Raw genomic sequence first — 26801 nt, forward strand, 5'->3', positions numbered from 1 at the left:
ATAATGTATATGAGAAAGTTTTTTTATACTGGCTTTGCTTTTGAAGAGAGAAGGTGAGCTGCCGAATGAATATCCGTGAAGAGATGGAACAAAGGGAGATGGAACTTTTAAGCCCCTACGCTGCCCACAGCAGGGACAGCAGGGGCAGGGACCGTTATGAGGAGGAGTGCGATATCCGGACGGTCTATCAGAGGGACCGGGACAGGATCCTGCACTGCAAGTCCTTTCGGAGGCTGAAGGATAAGACACAGGTCTTTCTGGCGCCCCAGGGGGACCATTACAGGAACCGTCTGACCCACACCCTGGAGGTGTCCCAGACTGCCAGGACCATTGCCAAGGCTTTAAGGCTCAATGATGATCTGGTGGAGGCTATTGCGCTGGGTCACGATTTGGGGCATACCCCCTTTGGCCATGCCGGGGAGAGAGCTCTTGACAGAGTGTGCCCCCTGGGATTTGCCCATTACCGGCAGAGCATCCGGGTGGTGGAATGTCTGGAGAAGAACGGGGCGGGACTGAATCTTACCTGGGAGGTGCGGGACGGGATCCTGAATCACAGGACCAGCGGTTCCCCCCATACCCTGGAGGGACAGATCGTACGGCTCTGTGATAAGATTTCCTATATCCATCACGATATGGATGACGCCCAGAGAGCAGGGGTCATCACGGAAGATGACATTCCCATCACCCTGCGGCTTTTGCTTGGCGAGAACACAAAAGAACGGCTCAACACCTTCATTCATGATATTGTGGACAACAGCAGAGGGAAAGATGCCATACACATGTCCCCTGAGATTGAGGAGGGACTGCGTGACCTTCGGGACATTATGTTCCGGAATGTCTATCTGAATCCCGTTGCGAAAGAGGAAGAGGAAAAGGCAGAGAACCTTGTGGAAGCCCTGTACGGCTATTACAGCACCAAACCGGACAAAATGTCTGAGGAGTACGAACGGCTGCTTAAGGACGGCGAGGAGATGACCCGGGTTGTCTGTGACTATATTTCCGGTATGACGGATCAGTATTCCATGGAAAAATTCAGGGATATTTTTGTTCCGAAAGGATGGAGTGTTTACTAGATGTTTTATTCCGATGACATAATTGAGGAAGTCCGCATGAAAAATGACATTGTGGATGTCATTTCCGGTTATGTGCGGCTTCAGAAAAAGGGCAGCTCCTACTTTGGCCTGTGCCCTTTCCACAATGAAAAATCACCGTCCTTCTCCGTAAGCCCCGGCAAGCAGATGTATTACTGCTTCGGGTGCGGAGCGGGAGGGAATGTGTTTACCTTTATCATGGAGTATGAGAATTTTACCTTTATAGAAGCTGTGAAATACCTGGCTGAGCGGGCCGGGGTGAAACTTCCGGAAGGGGAATACTCCAAAGAACAGAGAGCTGCCGCGGACTTAAAGACAGTTCTTCTGGAGGTAAACAAAAAAGCTGCCGCCTACTATTATTATCTCCTGAAGCAGGAAGGTGGCAGGCAGGCTTACGGGTATCTGAAGAACAGGGAATTGTCAGACGATACCATCAAGGGTTTTGGCCTGGGCTATTCCAGCAAATATGCAGACAGCCTGTACCGGTATCTGAAGGGAAAAGGATATTCGGATACCATTTTGAAAGAATCCGGGCTTTTTTCCGCGGATGAGAGATATGGCATGCACGACAAGTTCTGGAACCGTGTCATGTTTCCCATTATGGATGTGAATAACCGGGTGATCGGATTCGGCGGACGTGTTATGGGCGATGCAAAACCCAAATATCTGAACTCGCCGGAGACGAAAATTTTTGACAAGAGCCGTAACCTTTACGGCCTGAACATTGCCAGAAAGTCCAGAAAGAATTACCTGATCATCTGCGAGGGATACATGGATGTCATCTCCATGCACCAGGCGGGATTTACCAATGCGGTGGCTTCCCTTGGTACAGCTCTCACAAGCGGACATGCCAGCCTTATGAGCCGCTATACAAAGGAAGTGCTGCTGACCTATGACAGTGATGAGGCAGGGCAGAAGGCAGCCCTTCGGGGAATCCCCATTCTCCGGGAGGCAGGCATCAAGCCAAGAGTGGTAAATCTGGCGCCTTACAAGGACCCGGATGAGTTCATCAAGGCAGAGGGTCAGGAGGCATTTGAGAAGCGGCTTTCTGAGGCTATGAATTATTTTTTGTTTGAAGTCCAGGTCATGGAACGGCAGTATAATCTGGCGGACCCGGAGGACAAAACAGAGTTTTACAGGGCGATCGCAAAAAAACTGCTGGAATTTCCTGAGGAACTTGAGCGTAACAATTACATGGAGAGTATTTCCAGGAACTATCAGATCCGTTATGAAGATTTGCGGCGCATGGTGAATAACCTGGCCCTTTCGGGTACAGCCATCTCGGCAAAACCCAAACAGCCTGTAAAAGAGCGGAGACGGGAGAAAAAGGAGGACGGCAGGGATGCTTCCCAGAAGCTGCTGCTGACCTGGCTCACTTCCTATCCTAAGATGTTTGACACCATAGAGGGGTATATAAGCCCCGATGATTTTACAACACCCCTGTTTCGGCAGGTGGCAGAGCTTTTATTTGAACAGCACGAACAAGGAAAGGTCAATCCGGCTAAGCTTTTGAACCGGTTCACTGACAGCGAAGAACAAAAGGAAGTTACATCCTTATTTCACGCAACCCTGCATCTGGAAAATGACCAGGAGCGCATGCGCGCTCTCAAGGAAACCGTCTGCAGGATGAAACGGGACAGCATTGCGCATCAGAGTCAGACTCTTGCGCCGACGGACATTGCAGGCCTGCAGAGACTTGTGGAGGCAAAAAAACATCTGGAAGAAATTGAAAGTGGAAAGGTAACACTGCATATTTCTTTTGATTGAGGCAAAGATATAACTAAGTAATGAGAGGATGGAACATTTTATGGAAATGAACATGGCGAAATTCAGCGAGAAACTGCAGGAATTGGTGGAGCTGGGAAAGAAAAAGAAAAATGTCCTGGAATACCAGGAGATCAATGACCATTTCAAGGAAATGCCCCTGGACCCTGACGCCCTGGACAAAGTATTTGACTATCTGGAATCCTGTGGTATTGATGTGCTGCGCATTCCGGAAAGTGATGAGGATGTTTTTATAATCAACGATGATGACGGCATCAATCTGGACGAAGAGGAAGAAGTGGATGTGGAGAATATTGACCTCACCGTTCCGGAGGGCATCAGTATCGAAGACCCTGTCCGTATGTATTTAAAGGAGATCGGCAAGGTGCCCCTTCTGTCCGCAGAGGAGGAAATTGAACTGGCAAAACGTATGGAAGAGGGAGATGAGGCAGCCAAGAAGCGTCTGGCAGAAGCCAACCTGCGTCTGGTTGTCAGCATCGCCAAGCGTTATGTGGGACGTGGTATGCTGTTTCTCGATTTGATCCAGGAGGGAAATCTGGGTCTTATCAAGGCTGTGGAAAAGTTCGACTACAGAAAAGGTTATAAATTTTCCACATATGCTACCTGGTGGATCCGCCAGGCCATAACAAGGGCCATTGCAGACCAGGCACGTACCATCCGTATTCCTGTGCATATGGTGGAGACTATCAATAAGCTGATCCGTGTGTCACGTCAGCTTCTGCAGGAGCTGGGCAGAGAGCCGCAGCCGGAGGAGATTGCGGAGAAGATGGATATGTCAGTGGACAGAGTCCGTGAAATCCTGAAAATTTCCCAGGAACCGGTATCCCTTGAGACACCGATCGGTGAGGAGGAGGACAGCCATCTGGGAGATTTTATCCAGGATGACAATGTGCCGGTTCCCGCAGATGCGGCGGCCTTCACACTCTTAAAAGAACAGCTTGTGGAGGTGTTAAATACACTGACAGACAGGGAGCAGAAGGTCCTCAGGCTACGTTTTGGCCTGGATGACGGAAGAGCCAGAACCTTGGAAGAAGTGGGCAAGGAATTCAATGTGACCAGGGAGCGTATCCGCCAGATTGAGGCCAAAGCTCTCCGTAAGCTTCGCCACCCCAGCCGCAGCCGTAAATTAAAGGATTATCTGGATTAAGGATGAGCAGTATGAAGAATGTGCAGCTTTCGGACAGGCTTCGCGCTGTGGCATCCCTGGTGACACCCGGCAGCAGGATTGCGGATGTAGGGTGTGACCACGGCTATATTCCCATTTATCTGTATCTGGAAGGAAGGATACCGGGAGCCATTGCCATGGATGTGAACCGGGGTCCTCTTCTTCGGGCAGAGGAACATATCAGGGAATACGGGCTGGGGAACTACATAGAAACCCGCCTCTCTGATGGTGTAAAAGCCTTATCCTGCGGGGAGGCGGATACTGTTATTATAGCCGGCATGGGCGGCCCGCTCATGGAGAAAATCCTCACAGAGGGCAGCCATGTGCTGGAGACTGTATCAGAGCTGATCCTCCAGCCCCAGTCTGAGATTGGCCGTTTCCGGCATTTTCTGCTGGAACATGGGTACAAGATCACAGCGGAGGATATGGTCTTTGAAGACGGAAAGTATTATCCGATGATGAAAGCTGCCAGGGGCGGGCAGAGTTATACGGAAGAGATCGAGTATCTCTACGGCAGCGGCCTTCTGGACAGCAGAAATCCGGTTCTGAAACAGTTTTTGTTAAAGGAACAATCCTCCGTGGAAAAAATCATGGAACATCTGCAGGCTGCAGATACCAGGACGGGCAGCCGGCGGCTTTTGGAACTGGAACAGGAGCTTTTCCATATCCGAAAAGCGCTGGAGCGTTATGTAACCGTTCAGGTATCTATAGTGTTACAAAACAGGAGACAAGAAATGAAATGTAAAGAGATAATAGAGATCCTGGAACAGAAATATGCCCCCTCTTTTGCGGAGAGCTGGGACAATGTAGGACTTCTGGCCGGGGATCGGGAGCGGGAAGTGAAAAAAATTTTCCTGGCTCTTGATGTGACGGATGAGACTTTGCAGGCAGCCATTGATTTTGGAGCGGATATGATGATCACCCACCACCCTCTGATCTTTTCAGGCATGAAGCGGGTGGTGGCGGAGGATTTTATCGGCCGCAGGATCATGGGCCTGATTGGAAATCAGATCAGCTATTATGCCATGCATACAAATTTTGATATTCTGGGCATGGCGGATATGAGCGCGGATTTCCTTGAGCTTTCAGAGCGTGAAGTGCTGGAAGTAACCTTTGAGGACGGACAAAGGCGGGAGGGGATCGGAAGAATCGGATCTCTGCCCCGAGAAATGACACTGCGGGAGTGCGCTCTCTTTGTAAAAGCGCAGTTTCAGCTTCCCCATGTAACCGTTTACGGCAGTCTGGATGCCGGTGTGAACCGTGCCGCTGTCTGCACAGGTTCCGGAAAGAGTCTGATGAAGGAAGTGCTTAAAAAGAAGGCTCAGGTATATATAACAGGGGATGTGGATTACCACACAGCCATTGACGCGGTGGCCCAAGGGGTAAGTATCATTGATGCGGGACACTATGGAACGGAATATATTTTTATGGAATATATGAGGCAGGAGCTTGCTGAAAAGCTGCCCGGACTGGAAGTGGGCAAGATGGAGGTTCTGCATCCTTGTACCGTTCTGTAACTGTGAGGGTATCAAACAGATACAGAGGCAGAATAATTGCCCTGTAAAGTGCATATATTGTAACAGTCCGGGTATCTGAACGGTTCCATAGACTGATATAAGGGAATTCATCTGTGATGCACCGGCGAAACAGAGCCGGTGCGTTTTTATATAAGAGAACAGGAGGTATCTATGAGCGATAGAAATATAGTGGTGAAGATTTTGGGCAAGACAAGAGAATATCCCTATGGTACTCCATACGCAAAGATCGTGGAGGAATATGAGGGGACAACCCGATATCCCATTGTACTGGTAATGAAAAACGGCAAGCTCTGCGAGCTTCACAAGAAACTGAAAAAACCGGGCACACTGGAGTTTATCACCACAGCGGATGAGATCGGGCATAAGACCTACAAGAGAAGTGCGTCGCTGCTGGTTCTGAAGGCGGTCTATCATGTGGCCGGCCATGAGAATATAAAGAAGGCAGTTCTTCATTATTCTGTCAGCTCAGGGTATTATTTCACCATTGACGGAAATGTAAAGGTGGATGAGAAATTCCTGGCTGAAGTCAAAGCATATATGCTGCAGCTTGTGGGGGAAAAGATACCCATTCTGAAGCGGAGTGTGAGTACGGATGAGGCTATTGAGATTTTCCATAATCACGGCATGTATGACAAAGAGAAGCTGTTCCGGTACCGCAGGGTATCCAGGGTCAACATATACAGACTGGGAGACTTTGAGGACTATTTTTATGGTTTTATGGTAAATCACACAGGCTATCTCAAATATTTTGATCTATATCCTTATGACGAAGGATTTGTACTCCAGCTTCCGGAGCAGAAAGACCCGGAGACGGTGCCGCCTTTCCGTCCGCAGCCGAAAATCTTCCAGGTACAGAAAGAATCCGGGCGCTGGGGTGAGATGATGCAGACTGACACGGTAGGAGACTTGAACGGCCAGGTAACACAGCAGGGGGCCAATGAACTGATCCTCATAGCCGAGGCACTGCAGGAGGGGAAAATATCCAAAATAGCAGACCAGATCGTTATGGCAGGGGATAAGAAATTTATCATGATAGCCGGACCCTCCTCATCGGGAAAGACCACATTTTCCCACAGGTTGTCTATCCAGCTGTCGGCCCACGGTCTGCACCCCCATCCGATTGCTGTGGACAATTATTTCCTGAACAGGGACCAGACACCTCTGGATGAACACGGCAATTACAACTTTGAATGTCTGGAGGCCATTGACATCAAGCAGTTTAATGAGGATATGAATGCCCTTCTTGGCGGAGAGCGGGTGGAACTGCCGTCTTTTAATTTTAAGATCGGACAGAGGGAATACAAAGGGGATTATCTGCAGCTTGGCGCGGATGATATCCTGGTCATAGAGGGAATCCATGGGCTGAATGACAAACTCAGCGAGACACTGCCAAAAGAGAGTAAGTTTAAGATCTATGTGAGCGCGCTGACGCAGATCAATATTGACGAGCACAACAGGATACCAACTACAGACGGCAGGCTTATCCGAAGGATCGTCAGGGACGCCAGGACCAGAGGAACGTCGGCAAAGCATACCATTGCCATGTGGAATTCCGTGAGAAGGGGGGAGGAGCAGTATATCTTCCCGTATCAGGAGTCTGCGGATGTGATGTTTAACTCGGCACTGATCTATGAGCTGGCTGTGCTGAAAATGTATGCAGAGCCTCTGCTCTTTGGAATTACGCCAGAAGAACCGGAGTACAATGAGGCGAAGAGGATCCTGAAATTCCTGGATTATTTTGTGGGAATGCCGGCGGACGCTGTGCCGCATAACTCCATTCTCAGGGAATTTATCGGAGGAGGCTGTTTTGACGTATAAGAGTTACTATTTACAGCCCTGCAAAAAATGCAGTTCTGTAAACAGTAACACGCTTCGCGATGCACAGATATGGAGCGTTCTGCCCCATATCGTGCTGGCTGCCTCGGGATTTTCATGCGCAAGCGCATAAAAACACCTCGCGGGATAGCAGCCGTGAATAGTCACGTATAAGACCCATAGTCTTCGTTTTTGTTGTTTACAAATCCGGAGTGCTGTGTTAAAATGACGTTTGTGTCAAGTAGAATGGATAATCGCGGCTGGCAGGACCGAAAGGGGCCAGGTGAGGAAAGTCCGGGCTTCGCAGGGCAGGATGCCGGATAACGTCCGGTGGAGGTGACTCCAAGGATAGTGCAACAGAAATGTACCGCCAGTGTTCCACTGGTAAGGGTGGAAGGGCAGTGTAAGAGACTACCGCCTCTCTGGTAACAGGGAGGGCATATGTAAACCCCATCCGAAGCAAGACCGAATGAAAAGCAATGTGGCTGCCCGTCACGCTTTTAGGTGGGTCGCTTGAATCTGCTGGTGACAGCAGAACTAGATAGATGATTATTCACGACATAACCCGGCTTATAGTTCTGCTTGATATATGAAAACCGCAACTGCGGTTGTAAAACGCCTGGTATGCGTATCGGAATCCGGACTCGGAAGAGTTCCTTTTGGATATGCATACCAGGCGTTTTATGTTTTTGTTTATGGCTGTTGGGTCCCTACTGCTGGCCCAGGAGATAGTCTATGAACTGCTGGGCGGTCCGGCCGGAGAAGCCGCCGTGCTGGAGTTCCCAGGCGTTGGCCTTCAAAAGAAGCTCATCACGGTCCATGGTGATGCCGTTTCTGGCAGCCAGGGAAGTGACGATCTCCTGAAATTCTTTTTTGTCCGGGGAACCGAAATAGATGGTCACTCCAAACCGGGAAACCAGGGAGAGCTTTTCCTGGACCGTGTCGTTGGTGTGCAGATCATCGTTTCTGTCCTCTTTGTCGCTGAAGCGCTCGCGTACCAGATGGCGGCGGTTGGAGGTGGCGTAGATCAGGATATTATCCGGCTTTTTCTCCAGCCCTCCTTCAATTACAGCCTTCAGGTATTTGTATTCAATCTCAAAGTCCTCAAAAGACAGGTCATCCATGTATATGATGAATTTGTAGTTGCGGTTTTTGATCTGGGCGATCACATCGTTTAAGTCCCGGAACTGGTGCTTGTAGACTTCGATAATGCGGAGACCCTGTCCGTAGTATTGATTCAGGATAGCTTTGATGCTGGAGGATTTTCCGGTGCCTGCGTCGCCGAAGAGAAGGCAGTTGTTGGCACGTTTTCCTTCTATAAAAGCCTCTGTGTTGTCTATGAGCTTTTTCTTTGCGATTTCATATCCCACCAGGTCATCTAACTGGACATGAGCTATTTTGGTAATGGGGACAATACGGACATTGGCTTCTGTCTGCAGGTGCTCCAGACGGAATGCTTTATGCAGGCCCAGCTTTCCAACGCCGAAATCCTTGTAGAATTCCACCATGTCATCCATGAACTCTTCCACGTCCGCTGCCTGGCCCAGGCGTCTGCTGAGGGTGCAGATGCGGTCGCGGATCCGCTTGTTGAACAGCTTGCTGTTTTCGTCCACATTGGTGTAATCGCAGATCAGGGAACAGCAGGAAGTGCCAAAGGCATGGTCAAGGGAAGTCAGGTCAAAGTCGAACAGCTCTTTAAAAATAGTAAAATCATGTCTGGCAAAGTCATTGATGCTGCCTTTCACAGGGCCTACGATCTCACAGGCTGTACTGAAGGCATTTTCGTGGTTGACCAGCAGAAAGGTCAGGTAGTTGTGCCAGAGGTTTCCGGCAAACCCAAAGGAGCCGGCCATCTCCACAAGCTGGTTGACGCTCTGAAAGAACAGCTCCTTTCGTTCTTTTAATGCCCCCACCTCTTTCTCAGAGGCGGAAAATATGGAGAACATATTTTCCAGTGTTTCGCCGTGGTCAAAGTTTCGGTATATGATACATTCCTTGATGTTTTTCATGGTTCTTCCTTCTTTTGTTTTTAGTAGTTTCCGTGTACGCGAAGATTTTGGGCTTCGGATCTCAGGCCCCGCAGGGCATTTTTAACAGCACTGTCACTTAAATTCCCCTCGAAATCCACAAAAAAGCGATACTCCCAGTTGCGCTCCATAATGGGGCGTGATTCGATCTTGGTCATATTGAGGCCATTGTAAATAAAATGGGAGAGGCTGTTGTACAGGCTTCCGCTCTCATGGGGAAGTTCATAGCTGACACTGATCTTACGGGCATCCCGGCAGTAGATCTTCTCCCTGGTCACAATAATAAAACGTGTGGAATTATTCACATTGGAGTAAATGCCTTCTTCAAGGACAGTGAGGCCAAAATGTTTTGCCGCGTGGCGGCTCCCAATGGCAGCCTGGGCAGGGTCCTTTTCATCCGCCACCTTTTTTGCGGCAGCTGCAGTATTGCTCCACTCCATCTGCTGCCAGTCTCTGTGCTCTTCCAGATACTCGCTGCACTGCATAAGAGCCTGCGGATGGGAATAGACCGTGCGGATATCTGAGAGGGAGGAGCAGGGAAGTCCCATGAGTACATGCTCACAGGGAATGATCTGCTCCCCCACGATCACATGGTCATACTCTGTGAGCAGATCATAGATATCCTGGACAATTCCCGCAGTGGAATTCTCAATGGGAAGTACGGCAAATTCAGCCCTTCCTGTTTTGATCGCTTTCATGGCATCCTTCCAGGTATCCACATGAAAGCTCTTGATCTTCTCACCAAAGAAAGTGTGCATGGCAGCAAAACTGTAAGCGCCTTCCACGCCCTGGAAGACAACCGTGGCATGTTCCTTTTTCAGATCCTCTATTTTGACAAAGCCGGTTTTTTCCTCCATACCGTTTTCCTGAAGAAGCTGGTACTGGCGTTTGCGGCTGATGGACATGATCTGTTCAAACAGTTCCTGCACGCCGCAGCGGTTAAAATCATTATGGGCCTTGCAGCCAAGGGACTCCAGTTTTTCCTGTTCCCTGCTTTTATCAAAGACGGGTTTTCCTGTCTCAATCTTAAACTGCGCCACATCCTCGCAGATTTTCATCCGCTCCTCAAAGAGCTTTACGATCTGGGTGTCAATCACGTCGATGTCATTACGCATTTTTTGTAAATCCAACATACTTTTGTAACCTCTCCATTTCTGAATTAAATCCGCCCTGTTGTTTCAAGAGAAAAGAAAGTACGGCAGACGGACTTTCTTTTATTTATCATACACCGGCACTTTACAGTACGCAAGCTTTTTGTATGATTCCATAATAATTCAGTTATCTGAACGGTTACATAATTTCAGCTTTTAGAATCCATAATAATAAGAAAAAAACAGGAGATAAAAGCATGAAAAATCATACCTTTCTGCTCTGCGGCACTGCCGGCTGGTGTATGGAGATTTTGTGGACCGGAGTCCATGCCATTCAGAAAAAGGATTTCCGGCTGATCGGACAGTCCTCAATCTGGATGTTTCCTATTTACGGGATGGCTGCCTGTATCAGGCCGGTTTCAAAAAGCCTGAAAGGATGTTCTACCTTCCTTCGGGGAAGTATTTATATGACGGGAATTTTTGCGGCGGAACTTACAAGCGGCGCGCTTCTGAAGCATTTTCATATGTGTCCCTGGGATTACAGCAAGGCCAAGCTTAATTACAAAGGACTGATCCGGCTGGACTACGCTCCGGTATGGTTTGTGACGGGGCTTTTTTTTGAGAAGATACTGTCCGATAATTCTTGAAATTACCCCTGAACTGGTATATGATAGTACATGGTAATCACGCAGGAAGAACGCGCCTGTGTGACTGTAACATGATAATTATATACACAGGAGGTAATCTATGAGACACTTGATGAGTCCGCTGGATTTTTCCGTGGAAGAGCTGGATAAAGTCTTAAATCTGGCCAATGATATTGAAAAGAATCCGGAAAAGTACGCTCATGCCTGCGACGGCAAGATTATGGCGACTTTGTTTTATGAACCAAGTACAAGAACACGTTTGAGCTTTGAATCCGCTATGCTTCGTCTGGGCGGCAAGGTTCTGGGATTTTCCAGTGCTGATTCCAGTTCCGCAGCAAAAGGTGAGAGCGTTGCCGATACCATCCGCGTGGTTTCCTGCTACGCAGATATCTGTGCCATGCGTCATCCAAAAGAGGGTGCGCCGCTTGTGGCATCCATGGCATCTGAAATCCCAGTCATCAATGCCGGAGACGGCGGCCACCAGCATCCAACACAGACTTTAACCGATCTGCTCACCATCCGTTCTTTAAAAGGACGCCTTGATAACATCACCATCGGTCTGTGCGGAGACCTGAAATTCGGCCGTACCGTTCACTCCTTGATTGAAGCCCTGGTCCGCTACACAGGTGTCAAATTTGTGCTCATCTCCCCGGAAGAGCTTCGGGTTCCCGACTACATCAAAGAGGATGTATTAAAAGCCAGCGGCCATGAATTTGAAGAAGTAGAGCGTCTGGAGGAAGTCCTCCCGGATCTTGACCTTCTCTACATGACAAGAGTACAGAAGGAGCGTTTCTTCAACGAGGAAGATTACGTCCGTATGAAAGATTTCTACATCCTGGACAAAGCCAAAATGGATCAGGCCGGACCGGACATGCTGGTGCTGCATCCCCTTCCAAGGGTAAACGAAATCTCCACAGAGGTGGACAGCGACCCCAGAGCTGCCTATTTCAAACAGGCGCAGTACGGCGTCTATGTCAGGATGGCACTGATTCTCACATTATTCGAGGAGGTGGACTTATGTTAAATGTTGGCCGTTTAAACGAAGGTGTGGTACTTGACCACATCAAAGCCGGAAAATGCATGACTATTTACAAAGACCTGAAGCTGGACAAACTGGACTGCTGTGTTGCTCTCATCAAAAATGCCAGAAGTCAGAAAATGGGCAGAAAAGACATCATCAAAGTAGAATGCCCCATCGACACCTTAGACCTTGACATCCTGGGCTTCATAGACCATACCATTACCGTCAACATCATAAAAGACGGAGAGATCGTTCAGAAAAAAGAACTCCAGCTCCCCAAACAGATCACCAACGTGATCCAATGCCGCAACCCCCGCTGCATCACCTCCATCGAACAGGAATTAGACCAAGTCTTCATCCTGGCTGACCCCGAAAAAGAAATCTACCGCTGCAAATACTGCGAAGAAAAATACCGCGGCGACCGCAATAAATAATTTTTTTCGTATAAATCATTTTAAAGAAAAAACCTGACTCCGGCCCTCATAATAAGAATAGGTCTTGGACAGGTTTTTTTCTTTTTTTCTCTTCATATGTGGTGCTATAAATAACCAGGCCCCATCCGCCGCGGCTCCTCTGTCCGCTTATCTATACAATCCCCTCATTCTTCTCCTCCAACACCCGTATCGCATGATAAAAAAACTCATTTAAAGGCGTCTCCACTCCCACTTCCTTCCCCATCCGGATCACAGCCCCCGCAAAGATATCAACCTCCGTCTTCCTCCCGGCCTCAATATCCTGCAGAGTAGACGGTTTATTCCCATATGGTATTTTAGGAAACACCTGCCTCTGGGCCACGATATCCTCCTCAGACAGGCCAATCCCCTTTTTATTGGCAATGGCCACAACTTCCCGCATCGCTGCTTCCCGAATGGCATTGGCATGTTCGCTGACCACCCATGCCCCGAACGGGATACCCAGAATGGCGGCACTCTGATTTTCACTCACATTACACATAAACTTATGCCACATATCAAACACCATATCTTTTGGCACAATACATTTTATGCCTGCCCGGTCAAACAGATCTTTTACTGCCTGCACCTGTGGGGAGATCACGGTATTCTCTTTTTCTCCCATTTCAAAACGTGCTGTTTCCTGCTGAAAGCTGACCTCATTCCCCTTCATCACCACACTGACCCTTGCGATGGAATAGAGCAGATGTTCCCATCCGTAAGTTTCAGCCACCAGTTCTTCACTCTCCACGCCGTTTAAGGGGCACATTAAAATGGTGTCAGGCCCCACCTGGTTTTTTACATCCTGTACAGCCTGCTTCAGTCCTCCCATTTTTGTGATCAGGATTACCAGGTCAGCAGGCTCCATCTCTTCTTCAGGGGAAACGACATGAAAAAACAAAGGCTCCCCGTTTACAAGAATGCCGTTTTTCTCCAGACGTTTCCTGCGTTCTCCGCCTGCAATGATCCGCAGGTTACTGTATTCCAGCGCATATTTTAAATGGGATGCCAGAAAACTTCCTATGGCTCCAAGCCCGATCAGGGCAACTGTCTTGATCTCTTTCATATACTCTCCTCCTAAATATGATCGTTACTGTTTATTTTATCCTTAAATGTCCGGTTCTGCAAGAGGCAACAAAATAGGGATACGCTGGCTGCCTCGCGGGACAGTGGCGTGTGAACAGTAACAAAAGAGGAGAATCTTTTAAGGTGAAAATTATGGATATGGAAAAAGAGTTACAGATGTGTTAATATATAATACGGTTGGCAATAAACCGCTTAACATAGGTCCCCTTGGGAAAGCATCAGCAGCCAAGCAAAAACCCGTCACCAAAGGCGGTACTGCATGGATTCTGCCCGTGACTGTGAAGGTACAGAACAGGTACAACAAATATATAAAAAGTAAGGAAGGCATTGAAATGAAACAAAAGAAAGAGACAGATTTAGGCAGAGAACCCATAGGCCGGCTGTTATTCAGGCTGTCGGTTCCCGCAATTACAGCGCAGGTGGTAAATGTGCTCTACAACATGGTTGACCGTATGTATATCGGCCATATTCCCGGATACGGGGCACAGGCATTGACCGGAGTGGGTGTTACGTTTCCGCTGATCATGCTGATTTCGGCATTCGCGGCACTGGTGAGTATGGGAGGCGCCCCCCGTTCTTCTATTATGATGGGAAAAGGAAAGAAGGATGAGGCGGAGGAGATCATGGGTAACTGCGCCATGGGACTTCTCATAGCAGGTATTCTTCTGACTGGGTTTTTTCTTATATTTTCCAAGGACCTGCTGCTTTTGTTCGGGGCAAGTGAGAATACCATTGAGTACGCAACGGCGTATATGCAGATCTATGCAGTGGGGACTTTGTTTGTGCAGGCTGCCCTGGGGATGAATGCGTTTATTACGGCTCAGGGGTTTGCGACCGTAAGTATGCTCAGTGTGGTCATCGGGGCTGTGTGTAATATTGTACTGGACCCTATTTTCATTTTCGGGCTGCATATGGGTGTGCAGGGCGCTGCTCTGGCAACCATTATATCACAGGGCGTGTCTGCTGTGTGGGTCATCCGGTTTTTATGCGGAAAGAAGACCACCCTCAGGCTTCGGAAGAAAAATATGCGGATAAAGCCAAAAGTGTTTTTTCCCTGTATGGCACTTGGGTTGTCGCCGTTTATTATGCAGTCCACAGAGAGTATTCTGAATATCTGTTTCAACTCTTCTCTGCTGAAATATGGCGGGGATATGGCTGTAGGCGCCATGACTATTTTGTCCAGTGTGATGCAGTTCTCTATGCTGCCGCTTCAGGGGCTGACGCAGGGGTCCCAGCCCATTGTGAGTTATAATTTCGGGGCAGGGAACCCGGACCGTGTGAAACGGGCCTTTTTTCTGCTGCTGCGGTCCTGCGTGGTCTATTCGGTGGCTATCTGGGCTGTGGCCATGTTTGCGCCGGGTGTGTTCGCGGCTATTTTCACAAGTAATGAGGAGCTTATGCGGACTACCAAATGGGCCATGAAGATTTATATGGCGGTGTCCTGTATTTTTGGAATCCAGATTGCCTGTCAGCAGACCTTTATTGCGCTGGGGAAAGCGAAGGAGTCGATTTTTCTGGCCCTGCTTCGGAAGGTGATACTGTTGATCCCTCTTATCTATATACTCCCTGTATTCTTTGAGGATAAGACCATGGCGGTGTTTTTGGCGGAACCGGCGGCGGATATGCTGGCAGTGACAACTACGGCTGTGTTGTTTGGGGTGCAGTTTAAAAAGGTGATCGCTCAAATGCGGAAGCGGGAGGCAGCAGCTCACGGACCGCGGTAAGGAAAGGTTCGGCACACAGAATCAGAAAAAACAGACCCCCGGTCAGGGAACCGAATTTTCGCCCTGACCGGGGGTCTGTTTTTGCCTAAGCAGGTCTAAGCTTCCCCTGGATACACAGGGGATATTTAAGAAGAAATAAAATTGACATGCAGAATGGAAGTGAGTATAATGAACGATATTCAGTTTAAAAAAATAAAAGAGCACTGGCAGAAAGTTTGGCGGAAGGAAAGCGGGAGGTTTTAGCGTGAATACAGTAGTGACGTCCAGGGAGGAGATTTTGAGGGCTGCGGGGGAGATGGTGAAGGAGGGAAAGGGAGAGCGGATCAGTATGAGGGGGATTGCCGGGGCATGTGGGATCGCGGTGGGTTCCCTTTATAATTATTTTCCTACAAAGAATGATTTAATGATCGCAGTGGTGGTGGAATTGTGGAAGGAGCTTTTTTTTGTGCCTTTGAGTAAGATAGAGGGGGAGAGCTTTTTGGAGGTCGTGGAGTGCATCGGGAAGCGGATTGGGAGATTTGGAGGGGGAAGTCAGGGATTTTTGGCGGAGCACGCCTTTGTTGTGGGGGATAAGGAGAAGGGACACCAGGTGATGGAGGAGTATCTGGGGCATATGAGAAGAGAGCTTCTGACGGTACTTTTGGGGGATGAGGCCGTGAGGAGGGAAGTTTGGGATGAAGGATTTTTGGCGGAAGATTTTGTAGGGTTTGTGGTGGACTTCATGGTGGAGGATTTGATGAGGGGGACGGACAGGTCCGTGTTTTTAAGAGAACTGATCCTGCGTGTGGTTTATGGTTAGAAAGAGAGGATTTGAAATGAAAGTGAGAAAGAATTATCTGCTGCTTATGGCAGCGCTTGTCTGGGCTGTGGCCGGAGGAAATATTCTGCGTATTGGTGTGGAGGCATATGAGGCTTACTTTGGATTGCTGCATGTTCTGCTGTCAGCTGGGGTTTATCTGGTGTTCCAGATTTTTGTGTTTGGGAAGATGGTGCGTAAGCATACCGTGAGGATTGTGGGGTATGAGGAGGAGAGACAGTTTTTTCTGAAGTTTTTTGACAAGAAGGCCTTTTGTATTATGGCGTTTATGATGACCTTCGGGATTGGGCTTCGTGTTTCCGGATGGTGTCCGGAGGTGTTTATTGCTGTGTTCTATACAGGGCTTGGGGCTTCACTTTTGACTGCGGGCGGACTGTTTCTGGTAAATTTTGCGGGAGTTATGAGAAAGAGTATTCAAAGCGCATAGGACAGAAAAAGGCGTGTTTCATGCGTTTGCCGTACCCTGTCAGGATGCAGGAGGCGGGTTGAAACATCCGTCCGTTTCCTGTCCGACAGCCGGAACTATACATCTTATATGAAAAGGAGACTATGGCAGCTATGGAAAAAGATATGACGAAGGGAAGTCCGTTTCGGCTGATTCTGGCTTTTACGGTTCCCCTGATCATCGGCAATGTGTTTCAGCAGCTCTATAATATGGTGGATGCCATTATTGTAGGGCGTACGGTTGGGGTCAATGCGCTGGCGGCAGTGGGGATGTCGGGCAGTATTGTATTTTTGATCCTGGGATTTTTGAATGGACTGACAACGGGATTCACGGTTCTGACGTCCAGAACGTTTGGGGCGGGGAATCTGGATGGGATGAAGAGATCCGTGTACTCCTCCTCTGTACTGGCGGTTGTGGTCACGGTGATCCTGACGATCATCAGTGTGACAGGGCTGAAAGGGCTGCTGCATCTGATGAATACACCGGAAGAAATATATCAGGATGCTTACCAGTATCTGTTTGTTGTGTTTTTGGGGATTTGGACCCAGGTGCTCTATAATCTGCTGGCCAGTTTTCTGAGGGCTCTTGGAAACAGTAAGATACCCCTGTATTTTCTGATCCTGGCGGCAGTGCTGAATATCTTCCTGGATTTGTTCTTTATTCTGGTGCTGCGGATGGGAACAAAAGGCGCGGCAGTGGCTACTGTGATCTCACAGGGAGTTTCCGGTATTCTGTGTCTTGTGTACATAGTGAAGAAGGTGCCGCTTCTGCACATGAAAAAGGAGCACAGGGTCCTGGAGAAAAACTCCGTCCGTTTTCAGATCAAGGTGGGAATTCCCATGGGACTTCAGTTCTCTATCACAGCTCTTGGCATCATGATCCTGCAGAGCGCGCTCAATGGTTTCGGAGCAAGGGCAGTGGCCGGATTCACTGCGTCCACTAAGGTGATGCAGCTGATCAATCAGGCCATGATCTCCATTGGTGTTACCATGGCAACCTACTCCTCACAGAATATCGGTGCCGGAAGGTTTGACCGGATCAGAAAAGGGGCCAGGGTTTCCACAGGGATGTCTGCTGTGTATGCACTGGTGATAACAGTGGTTTTGCATTTCTGGGGCAAATATATGGTGCGTATGTTTATTGACAGCGGGCAGACAGATGTGCTTAAATACTGCGAGATGTATTTTTCCATCATTGCGCCGTTTATGCTGATCCTGGGTACCATTTTTATATACAGAAACATTCTTCAGGGAATGGGATTTGGTTTTGTGCCCATGATGGCAGGAGCAGCTGAACTGGCGGCCAGGACAGCGGCAGCTTTTACGGCCCGCCATTTTGGCTCCTTTGAGGGGATCTGCTGGGCAGACCCTTTGGCCTGGGCGGCGGCTGCAGCGCCTCTTGTGATCACCTATCTGTGGAGAATGAAGAAATTGGAGAAGGAAGCATAGCGCTCACCTGGAATCTGGCGTGAAGACAAGTGTATATCTGTATCTGGTCCCTGTGGTGACCATTGCAGCTTCTGTGCTGATACTACATGAGAAGATATCGGCAGTTTCGGTCCTGGGCACTGTGCTGATGCTTATGGGACTGGTTTTGTCGGACAAAGGAAAGGCAGCAGGGAAAAATAATTAGAAAATGTTGCCAAAACAACTTTTTTGATCAGAAGAAACGTGTATAATAATAAAAACAAAACAATAGAAGGCAGGTTCCACGAAATTTCTATTGTCATAAAGAAGGACCGTTTTTCGGACAATTCCGGAGAACGGTTTTACAATATTGGAGAAAACGGGGATAAGCAGAAATGAGAGAGATAGAAACAACAAAAGCGGCAGGACATATTCTCTGCCATGATATTACACAGATCATAAAGGGAGAAAAGAAAGGACCTGTATTCCGCAAAGGGCATGTGGTAAAGGAGGAGGATATTCCGGTCCTCTTATCTGTGGGCAAGGAGCACCTGTATGTCTGGGAAAAGACAGAGGGGATCCTTCATGAAAATGAGGGGGCTTTGATTCTGCGCGATATGTGCAGGAATGATCATATGTCCCAGTCCGAGATAAAAGAAGGAAAAATAGAGTTGAAAGCCCAGATAGACGGGCTGTTTAAAATAGACAGGAAGAAACTGCTTGCTGTCAATTCTCTGGGGGACATGATGATCGCCTCCCGCCATGGGGATTTTCCGGTAAAAAAAGGCGACAAGCTGGCCGGAATGCGGATCATTCCTCTGGTGATCGAAGAAGAGAAGATGAACCAGGCAAAAGAAGCTGTCAAAGGGGCCCCGATTTTTCGGATTCTGCCCTACAGGGAGAAGAAGGTGGGTATTGTGACTACAGGCAGCGAACTCTCCAAAGGACTGATTCAGGACACATTCGGTCCGGTCATAGAGGAAAAGCTTGGGGAGTTCCCCACAAAAGTGATGGGACAGGTGTATCCCGGTGACGACAAAGAGAAGATCACAGAGGAGATACTTACCTTTATTGCCCAGGGCGCGGATATGGTTGTCTGTACAGGGGGAATGAGTGTGGACCCGGATGACCGTACGCCCGGGGCGATCAAGGACACAGGCGCTGAGATTATTTCTTACGGGGCCCCGGTGCTGCCTGGAGCTATGCTTTTGGTGGCCTACTATAAGAAAGACGGGAAGAATATTCCCATCGTGGGACTTCCGGGATGTGTCATGTATGCAAAGAGAACCGTATTTGATCTGGTCCTGCCCAGAATCATGGCGGATGACCCCATTAAAAAAGAAGAACTGGCAGCTCTTGGCGAAGGCGGACTCTGTCTGAACTGCGATGTCTGTACCTTCCCCAACTGCGGTTTTGGAAAAGGAAGATAATATATGGCTGACAGGAAAATGTATCTGCAGATTGCAGAGCTGTTTGCCCGGAGGGATGAGATCACCATAGAGACTACGCTCTCGGGCGGACAGGCCGGAAGGAAAAAAATCCTGTCCGGGGAGGAGCGTATGCTGCCTCCGGAGGAACATGTATACAGGGAAACACTTTACGGGAGAAGCCGGGCCGTTATCTGCGGCGGGGGACATGTGTCCCTGGCTCTTGTAAGATTTCTGAAAATGCTGGATTTCCATGTGACGGTGATCGACCAAAGAGCGGAATTCGCCAACCGGGAGCGGTTTCCCGATGCGGATGAGATCCTGTGCATGGATTTCCCGGAAGGTCTGGATATGCGGAACTTTGGAGAACATGCCTATTACATTATTGTGACCAGAGGGCACAAAGATGACTATAACTGCCTAAGTGCTGTCCTGAAACTGAAGAGCGATTATGTGGGCATGATCGGCAGCAGGGGAAAGGTTGCCATGTCCTTTGAAAAGCTGCGGCAGGACGGTTTTCCCGAGGAGGAGATCCGGAAGATCCACGCCCCCATCGGGCTTTCCATCGGTGCGCAGACACCGGCGGAGATTGGCGTGAGCATCTGCGCGGAGATCATTCGGGAGAAGAACAAATATCCCCGCAAGACCCTGGAGGAGGAAGTGCTCAGGGGAATCAGGGATGAAAATGCTGTAACTATGGTAACCGTTGTGGAAAAATCGGGCTCTTCCCCCCGGGGAGAGGGCACCAGGATGGTGGTATGCAGGGATGGGAGCATATATGGTACCATCGGAGGCGGCCCCATAGAATTCGCTGCTGTTCGGGAAGCGCAGAGCTTTTCCGATGCAGGCGGTTTTTCCATCCGGGAGTATGACCTCTCTAATTCCAAAGCAGCCACTCTTGGTATGGTCTGCGGCGGAAAGGTAAAAGTGTTGTTTGAAAAGCTCTGACAATTGCCTGCTGTTCTGCGTCCGCCGGGCGGGATGTGCACAGGAAATTTGACGGATACAAAAACAGAGGCACGCTTTGTTTGAGCCGGAGATAACACAGATATTGACAAAAGTCAGGGAGGATCACACTATGAAAAAAAGAACAGCAGGCCTTTTGGGCATTTTTTTGGCGGCAGCCATGATGACTGCAGGATGCGGCAGTGACAGCAGCCAGGAAGCGGCAAAAGACACGGAGCAGAAGGCAGAGGATAATGCCTCTGAGGCAGAGGATAAGACAGAGGCAAAAGGCGATGCGGGTGCGGCAGATGAGAAGACAGATAACGCGGACAAAGGGGACAGTGAGGAGCCGGTTACTATTTTAATGGCAGCCGCCGCCAGCCTGGAATACTCCATGAAGGATGATCTGATCCCCATGTTCCAGGAGCAGCATCCGAATATTACTGTGGAAGGTACTTATGACAGTTCAGGAAAGCTGCAGACACAGATTGAATCCGGAATTGACGCGGACTTATTCTTCTCCGCAGCGGAAAAACAGATGACAGCCCTGAAAGACGAGAATTTGATTGATGGAGATTCTATCCGGAATCTGCTGGAAAACAAGATCGTTCTTGTGGTTCCTTCAGATAAGAAGGACGCTTACATAAGATTTGAGGATGTGGCAAACGCTGAGACTGTCGCAGTGGGAGACCCGGAGAGCGTGCCCGCAGGGCAGTACGCCAAAGAAGCGCTCACAACCCTTGGACTCTGGGACCAGGTATCAGCAAAAGCCAGCCTGGGGACCAATGTGACGGAGGTGCTCAACTGGGTAGCTGAGGGAAGCGCAGATGCAGGTATTGTGTATGCTACGGATGCGGCGACCAAAAAGGATACTTTGGCTGTAATTGCGGAAGCGCCTGAGGGAAGCCTTGCACAGAAGGTAATTTATCCGGCAGGTATTGTGACAGGCTCCACCAAGAAGGATGCGGCACAGCTCTTCCTGGATTTCCTGGCTTCGGACGAGGCCTCGGCAGTATTTGAAGAATATGGATTCACACCAGTGAAATAATAAACGGCAAAAAGGCAAGGCCGGTCCCCATAAACCGGCTGTGTCATTTATCTACAGGGGGATAGGCAGATATGGATTACTCACCGATATGGATATCAGTTAAGACCGCGGCACTAACTATCGTGATCGTTTTCTTCATCGGTTTGGCGGCAGCCAAGCTGGTGGCAGGGCTTAAAAACGAGAAGCTCAAGATGGTGCTGGATGGTATTTTTACCCTGCCTTTGGTCCTCCCGCCGACTGTGGCCGGATTCTTCCTCCTATATTTATTTGGGATCCGGCGCCCCATCGGTGCTTTTTTTGTGGAATATTTCGGAGTTAAGATCGCGTTTTCCTGGGGGGCAACCGTGCTGGCGGCAGTGGTGATCTCCTTTCCGCTCATGTATCGTTCCGCAAGGGGCGCTCTGGAGCAGGTGGATGAAAACCTAATATTTGCAGCCAGAACCCTGGGTTTTTCCGAGTGGCGGATTTTCTGGAAGGTTATGTTTCCCGCCGCGCTGCCGGGTATTGCAGGGGGCGGCATTCTTGCATTTGCCAGAGGACTTGGGGAGTTCGGGGCAACCGCCATGATCGCGGGCAATATTGCAGGCAAGACGCGGACCCTGCCTTTGGCGGTCTATTCCGCAGTGGCAGCAGGGGATATGGATACTGCATATAAATATGTCATGATCATTCTGCTGGTCTCCTTCCTGGTGGTAGTCCTCATGGATTATTTTACGGCAAAAGAGAGAACATACGGAAAACGGGGGAAGAAGGCATGAGTCTGCAGGTGGATATTAAAAAAAGATGGAAGGGATTTTCCCTGCAGGTCCGGTTTGAAACAGGGGAGGGACTTCTGGGCATCCTGGGAGCCTCCGGCTGCGGAAAGAGTATGACTCTGAAAAGTATAGCAGGTATTGTGACACCTGATGAGGGAAGGATCCTGTTAAACGGCAGGACACTTTTTGACTCGGAGAAGAAAATAAACTTAAAGCCAAGAGACAGGAAAGTGGGATATCTCTTCCAGGATTATGCCCTGTTTCCCAATATGACGGTCCGGCAGAACATAAGCTGTGCGGTCAGGGGAAAAGAGAAGGAGAAGCTGGCAGAGGAGCAGATACATAATTTCCAGTTAGAGGGACTGGAGGAGCAGTACCCGCACCAGCTTTCCGGTGGACAGAAGCAGAGGACTGCCCTGGCCAGGATGATGGCAAATGGACCGGAGGCCCTGCTTTTGGATGAACCGTTCTCCGCTCTCGATTACTATTTAAAAGAACAGCTTCAAGTACAGATGCTTGATTTTCTGAAAGGCTGCAAAAAGGATATGATCCTTGTCACACACAACAGGGATGAGGTGTACCGCCTGTGCGGAAATCTGCTGATCATGGATGAGGGAGAAAAAATCAGCATGGGACCCACAAAAGAAATCTTTCGGTATCCGGGCTGTGTGGCTGCTGCCCGTCTCACAGGCTGCAAAAATTTCTCCAGGGCCAGAAAGCTGGATGACACCCATGTGGAGGCTTTGGACTGGGGGATCGTGTTAAGCGCAGGGAAAAAGGTGCCGGACGCAGTCTGCTCCGTGGGAATCCGCGCACATTATTTTACCCCTTCCGATGACGGCAGCCGGGAAAATACGTTTCCCGCTGAATTGGTAGAGACCGTGGAATCCCCTTTTGAGATGAATGTGGTCATACGAAAAAAGGGAATGACAGGGAAGGAGAGAAGCGAACAGATCTGGTGGAAGATGGCAAAAGAGAACTGGGCAAAAATGCATGGAAACCTGCCGGAATTTCTCCACGTTTCCCCTGAGGATGTGCTTCTTCTCACGGACAAAACAGGAGGGGAACTTTAAAGATATTTGACAACAGACCGATTACGGCGTAAACTAATAAAAACATTTATGCCGAATCCAAACAAACCTGCACGGCAGAATGTCCGGGCAGGTTTCTTTATATTTGGACGCACAGAACCGGGCGGATAAAAGACCGCCTGACAGGACAGGAGAGGATTATATGGAACAGGATTTGAGAAAACAGGTTTTAAATATTCTGGAAAAGAACAGCAGGCTTTCCGCCGCAGAGATCGCAGTCATGACAGGAACCGATGAGAAAAGTGTGGCAGATATGATTTCCAAATTGGAAAAAGAGGGGATCATCTGCGGATACCACACCCTGATCAACTGGGATAAGGAGAATGACGACTCTGTGACAGCCCTTATCGAGCTGAAGGTGACACCACAGGGAGGCGACGGATACAACAAGATAGCAGAGCAGATTTATCAGTATCCCCAGGTGGAGACACTGTATCTCATGTCAGGGGCCTATGATTTTCTGGTGCTTCTGAGAGGGAAGAGTATCAAGGATATCTCTCTTTTTGTCTCCGGGAATCTGGCGTCCATAGAGGAGGTGCAGAGCACGGCCACTTATTTCACCCTCACCAAATATAAGGAGCAGGGAGTCAACCTTGCAAGGAAAAAGCAGGACGGAAGAATGGTGATCACTTTATGAGAGAATTTGTCACAGAGAAAGTAAAAGAGATCAAGCCATCCGGGATCCGGAAGTTTTTCGATATTGTCAGCGAAATGCCGGATGCCATCTCCCTGGGTGTGGGAGAGCCGGATTTTGATACACCCTGGCATATCCGTGAGGAGGGAATCCGTTCCCTGAAAGCCGGAAGAACTTTTTATACGTCCAATGCAGGCCTCATGCCCCTCAGACAGGAGATCAGCAGGTACATAGAGGACAGGCTGCGGCTTTTCTATGACCCGGAATCAGAGGTCATGGTCACAGTGGGCGGAAGTGAGGCCATTGACATTGCATTTCGGACAGTTCTGGAACCGGGGGATGAGGTGATCATCCCGGAACCGGCATTTGTCTCCTATGTGCCCTGTGTGCAGTTGGCAGGGGGCGTGCCGGTGACCATTCCCCTGAAAGCTGAGAATGCGTTCCGCCTGAAGCCGGAGGAGCTGGAGGCTGCCGTCACACCTAAGACAAAGGTGCTGCTTTTATCATATCCAAACAATCCAACCGGTGCCATCATGGAAAAAGAAGATCTGGAGGCACTTCTTGACATCATAGAAAAGTATGACCTTCTGGTGATCTCCGATGAGATTTACAGTGAGCTGACTTATAATTCCCAGCATGTGAGTATTGCTTCCCTTCCGGGAATGCAAAAGCGGTGTGTGGTGATCAATGGTTTTTCAAAATCCTATGCCATGACAGGATGGCGTCTGGGTTATGCGCTGGCTCCCGCGCAGATCATGGAACAGATGGTGAAGCTCCACCAGTTTGCCATCATGTCATCCCCCACCACAAGCCAGTATGCTGCCATAAGCGCGCTGAAAAACGGCAATTCCGACGTGATGGAAATGCGTCTGGCCTATGACCAGAGAAGGCGTTTTCTGCTCCACGAGATGGAGAGGCTGGAAATTCCCTGTTTTGAACCAAGAGGTGCTTTTTACATATTCCCGGATATTACGGAATCCGGTATGAGCTCTGAGGAATTTGCCACAGAGCTTCTGAAAGAGGAGAAGGTTGCCGTGGTGCCGGGCAGCGCTTTCGGGAACTGCGGCGAGGGCTTTATCAGGATATCGTATGCCTATTCCATTGAAGAACTGAAGGCCGCTCTGGCCCGGATCCAGGCGTTTATGAAAAAAATACGTCAAAAAAAGTAGAAAATACTGGACAATTGGCAGTTCAGATTATATTATAAGTTTTATACTTTAACTTAGAAAAGAATGTTACTGTTCCGCAGGTCTGCGCAGCACAGCGCAGGAAACACCCCGGACAGCCGGGCCGCGAACGGAGTGGACAGTGGCAAAAATCCCGTCGGCGGACATAGCTTTGCTGATCAAAAAGACAGTATTACCCGCAGAAATGGGATAAAGCAGCGGCAGCGCTGTGAGTCATTCTGTGCCAATATAGAAAATCAGAATGCGGATGGAAAGATATGAGGAGGATATGAAAGCAATGAGAAAAGTAGTAAAATTCGGCGGCAGCTCCCTTGCCAGCGCAGAACAGTTCCGGAAGGTAGGCAGTATTATCAAAGCCGATGAGAGCAGAAGATATGTGGTGCCCTCTGCACCGGGAAAGCGTTTTTCAGCAGACACGAAAGTCACCGATTTATTATACCAGTGTTACCGGGCAGCCAAAGAAGGCGGAGCAGAGTTTGGTGCGCTTCTTTCAGAGATCAAGAGCCGTTATCAGGAAATTATTGACGGTCTTGAACTCTCTATCTCTCTGGAAGAGGATTTTAAGGTGATCGAGGAGAATTTTAAAAACCAGATCGGGGAGGAGTACGCAGCTTCCCGCGGGGAATTCTTAAACAGTAAGGTTATGGCAGATTATCTGGGCTTTGAATTTGTGGATGCTGCCCGTATTATCCGTTTTGACGGAGAGGGACAGTTTGATGCGGAGATGACAGGCCGCCTGACCAGGGAATACCTGAAAAATATGGAGTATGTGGTAGTGCCTGGCTTTTACGGCGCCATGGAGGACGGCACAGTCAAGACATTCTCAAGGGGCGGTTCCGACATTACAGGGTCCATTGTCTCCGGTGCTCTGGATGTGGACTTATATGAGAACTGGACAGACGTGTCAGGATTTTTGGTGACAGACCCCAGAATCATCAAGAATCCGGAAGTCATTGACACCATCACATACCGGGAACTGCGGGAGCTGTCCTATATGGGGGCCACCGTGCTTCATGAGGAGGCTATCTTCCCGGTAAGAAAAGCGGGAATCCCCATCAATATCCGCAACACCAACGCTCCGGATGACGCGGGAACCATGATCGTGGAGGATACCTGCAAGAAGCCGGCGTACACCATCACCGGTATTGCGGGCAAAAAAGGGTTCTGTTCTCTGTTTATTGAAAAATCCCTGATGAATTCTGAGATTGGTTTCGGCAGAAAAGTGCTGCAGGTACTGGAAGAGCAGGGAATTTCCTTTGAGCATGTGCCCTCCGGTATTGACACCATGACGGTATTTATCCATCAGGATGAGTTCGCGGAGAAAGAACAGCAGGTGATCGCAGGCATTCACCGTATGGTGAACCCGGATTATATGGAGCTGGAATCCGATCTGGCGCTGATCGCAGTGGTAGGCCGGGGCATGCGCTCCAACAGAGGAACTGCAGCCAGAATCTTTGCAGCACTGGCACATGCCAACATCAATGTTAAAATGATCGACCAGGGGTCCAGTGAGCTGAATGTGATCATCGGCGTGAAGAACGAAGATTTTGAAGGGGCTGTGAAAGCGATCTATGACATTTTCGTGACAACACAGCTTTAAGAAA

24 protein-coding genes, 1 other RNA gene and 1 pseudogene are annotated in these 26801 nt (G+C 49.2%); 23 read left to right on the forward strand and 3 right to left on the reverse strand.

Features of this window, described 5'->3' with window-relative positions:
* Nucleotides 1–65 precede the first annotated feature (65 nt).
* The 7 genes and pseudogenes from A4V09_RS04900 to rnpB all read left to right on the forward strand — a co-directional run bounded on the left by A4V09_RS04900 (nt 66) and on the right by rnpB (nt 7983).
* Entirely contained in the window at nt 66–1073 is a 1008-nt protein-coding gene (locus A4V09_RS04900; RefSeq protein WP_065541358.1) for a deoxyguanosinetriphosphate triphosphohydrolase, read from the forward strand.
* Nucleotides 1074–2858, forward strand: a complete 1785-nt coding sequence (dnaG, locus tag A4V09_RS04905; protein WP_065541359.1) for a DNA primase — start codon at nt 1074–1076, stop codon at nt 2856–2858.
* A gap of 40 nt (nt 2859–2898) precedes the next feature.
* Nucleotides 2899–4023 carry an RNA polymerase sigma factor RpoD gene (gene rpoD / locus A4V09_RS04910; protein WP_065541360.1) on the forward strand — a complete coding sequence of 375 codons (1125 nt, stop codon included), beginning with the start codon at nt 2899–2901 and terminating at the stop codon, nt 4021–4023.
* 11 nt (nt 4024–4034) lie between these two features.
* Nucleotides 4035–4667: pseudogene (locus tag A4V09_RS26315) on the forward strand (tRNA (adenine(22)-N(1))-methyltransferase); the annotation flags it as partial.
* Nucleotides 4668–4775: 108 nt separating this feature from the next.
* Nucleotides 4776–5558 carry a Nif3-like dinuclear metal center hexameric protein gene (locus A4V09_RS26320; RefSeq protein WP_065544638.1) on the forward strand — a complete coding sequence of 261 codons (783 nt, stop codon included), beginning with the start codon at nt 4776–4778 and terminating at the stop codon, nt 5556–5558.
* A 171-nt stretch (nt 5559–5729) separates the two neighbouring features.
* Entirely contained in the window at nt 5730–7397 is a 1668-nt protein-coding gene (locus A4V09_RS04925; RefSeq protein ID WP_065541361.1) for a nucleoside kinase, read from the forward strand.
* Between the two features lie 235 nt (nt 7398–7632).
* Nucleotides 7633–7983: RNase P RNA component class A (gene rnpB / locus A4V09_RS04930), an RNA gene on the forward strand.
* 121 nt (nt 7984–8104) lie between these two features.
* Here rnpB and A4V09_RS04935 read toward each other — a convergent pair.
* Nucleotides 8105–9403: an ATP-binding protein gene (locus A4V09_RS04935; protein ID WP_065541362.1), complete on the reverse strand. Its 1299-nt coding sequence runs from the start codon at nt 9401–9403 to the stop codon at nt 8105–8107.
* A 20-nt stretch (nt 9404–9423) separates the two neighbouring features.
* A complete protein-coding gene (gene pheA / locus A4V09_RS04940) occupies nt 9424–10554 on the reverse strand; it encodes a prephenate dehydratase (protein WP_065541363.1) in 1131 nt (376 codons plus the stop codon).
* A gap of 215 nt (nt 10555–10769) precedes the next feature.
* On the opposite strand from pheA, the gene A4V09_RS04945 reads away from it, so the two are divergent.
* The 3 genes from A4V09_RS04945 (at nt 10770) to A4V09_RS04955 (ending at nt 12614) form a co-directional block, all read left to right on the forward strand.
* A complete protein-coding gene (locus A4V09_RS04945) occupies nt 10770–11159 on the forward strand; it encodes a putative ABC transporter permease (RefSeq protein ID WP_065541364.1) in 390 nt (129 codons plus the stop codon).
* A gap of 100 nt (nt 11160–11259) precedes the next feature.
* A complete protein-coding gene (pyrB, locus tag A4V09_RS04950) occupies nt 11260–12183 on the forward strand; it encodes an aspartate carbamoyltransferase (RefSeq protein ID WP_065541365.1) in 924 nt (307 codons plus the stop codon).
* Entirely contained in the window at nt 12177–12614 is a 438-nt protein-coding gene (locus A4V09_RS04955; RefSeq protein WP_065541366.1) for an aspartate carbamoyltransferase regulatory subunit, read from the forward strand. The genes pyrB and A4V09_RS04955 overlap by 7 nt, the downstream gene beginning before the upstream one ends.
* Nucleotides 12615–12765: 151 nt before the next feature.
* On the opposite strand, the gene A4V09_RS04960 is transcribed toward A4V09_RS04955, so the two are convergent.
* Nucleotides 12766–13698 carry a ketopantoate reductase family protein gene (locus A4V09_RS04960; RefSeq protein WP_065541367.1) on the reverse strand — a complete coding sequence of 311 codons (933 nt, stop codon included), beginning with the start codon at nt 13696–13698 and terminating at the stop codon, nt 12766–12768.
* Nucleotides 13699–14050: 352 nt separating this feature from the next.
* On the opposite strand from A4V09_RS04960, the gene A4V09_RS04965 reads away from it, so the two are divergent.
* The 13 genes from A4V09_RS04965 to A4V09_RS05030 all read left to right on the forward strand — a co-directional run bounded on the left by A4V09_RS04965 (nt 14051) and on the right by A4V09_RS05030 (nt 26797).
* On the forward strand, nt 14051–15442 hold the full coding sequence (locus A4V09_RS04965; RefSeq protein ID WP_369858123.1) for an MATE family efflux transporter: 1392 nt from the start codon (nt 14051–14053) through the stop codon (nt 15440–15442).
* A 244-nt stretch (nt 15443–15686) separates the two neighbouring features.
* A complete protein-coding gene (locus A4V09_RS04970) occupies nt 15687–16241 on the forward strand; it encodes a TetR/AcrR family transcriptional regulator (RefSeq protein ID WP_065541368.1) in 555 nt (184 codons plus the stop codon).
* 16 nt (nt 16242–16257) lie between these two features.
* Nucleotides 16258–16686: a hypothetical protein gene (locus tag A4V09_RS04975; RefSeq protein ID WP_065541369.1), complete on the forward strand. Its 429-nt coding sequence runs from the start codon at nt 16258–16260 to the stop codon at nt 16684–16686.
* 131 nt (nt 16687–16817) lie between these two features.
* Nucleotides 16818–18152, forward strand: a complete 1335-nt coding sequence (locus A4V09_RS04980) for an MATE family efflux transporter (protein WP_065544640.1) — start codon at nt 16818–16820, stop codon at nt 18150–18152.
* 19 nt (nt 18153–18171) lie between these two features.
* Nucleotides 18172–18336, forward strand: coding sequence for an EamA family transporter (locus A4V09_RS04985; protein ID WP_242963962.1), 165 nt, complete (start codon nt 18172–18174; stop codon nt 18334–18336).
* A 169-nt stretch (nt 18337–18505) separates the two neighbouring features.
* The gene (locus A4V09_RS04990; protein WP_065541370.1) at nt 18506–19540 is read left to right on the forward strand and encodes a molybdopterin-binding protein; all 1035 of its coding nucleotides are present in this window, start codon (nt 18506–18508) and stop codon (nt 19538–19540) included.
* Between the two features lie 3 nt (nt 19541–19543).
* A complete protein-coding gene (locus A4V09_RS04995; RefSeq protein ID WP_065541371.1) occupies nt 19544–20485 on the forward strand; it encodes an XdhC family protein in 942 nt (313 codons plus the stop codon).
* Between the two features lie 130 nt (nt 20486–20615).
* Nucleotides 20616–21530 carry a molybdate ABC transporter substrate-binding protein gene (modA, locus tag A4V09_RS05000; RefSeq protein ID WP_065541372.1) on the forward strand — a complete coding sequence of 305 codons (915 nt, stop codon included), beginning with the start codon at nt 20616–20618 and terminating at the stop codon, nt 21528–21530.
* 71 nt (nt 21531–21601) lie between these two features.
* Entirely contained in the window at nt 21602–22288 is a 687-nt protein-coding gene (modB, locus tag A4V09_RS05005; protein ID WP_065541373.1) for a molybdate ABC transporter permease subunit, read from the forward strand.
* Nucleotides 22285–23358, forward strand: coding sequence for a sulfate/molybdate ABC transporter ATP-binding protein (locus tag A4V09_RS05010; RefSeq protein ID WP_065541374.1), 1074 nt, complete (start codon nt 22285–22287; stop codon nt 23356–23358). Before modB ends, A4V09_RS05010 begins: the two co-directional genes overlap by 4 nt.
* 160 nt (nt 23359–23518) lie before the next feature.
* Nucleotides 23519–24013, forward strand: a complete 495-nt coding sequence (locus tag A4V09_RS05015; RefSeq protein ID WP_065544641.1) for an Lrp/AsnC family transcriptional regulator — start codon at nt 23519–23521, stop codon at nt 24011–24013.
* Nucleotides 24010–25179 carry an aminotransferase class I/II-fold pyridoxal phosphate-dependent enzyme gene (locus A4V09_RS05020; RefSeq protein WP_065541375.1) on the forward strand — a complete coding sequence of 390 codons (1170 nt, stop codon included), beginning with the start codon at nt 24010–24012 and terminating at the stop codon, nt 25177–25179. The genes A4V09_RS05015 and A4V09_RS05020 overlap by 4 nt, the downstream gene beginning before the upstream one ends.
* Nucleotides 25180–25474: 295 nt before the next feature.
* The gene (locus tag A4V09_RS05030; protein ID WP_065544642.1) at nt 25475–26797 is read left to right on the forward strand and encodes an aspartate kinase; all 1323 of its coding nucleotides are present in this window, start codon (nt 25475–25477) and stop codon (nt 26795–26797) included.
* Nucleotides 26798–26801: the final 4 nt, after the last annotated feature.

Origin of the sequence: Blautia pseudococcoides, from assembly GCF_001689125.2 — a bacterium.
In the GTDB taxonomy this organism is placed as follows: Bacteria; Bacillota; Clostridia; order Lachnospirales; family Lachnospiraceae; genus Blautia; species Blautia pseudococcoides.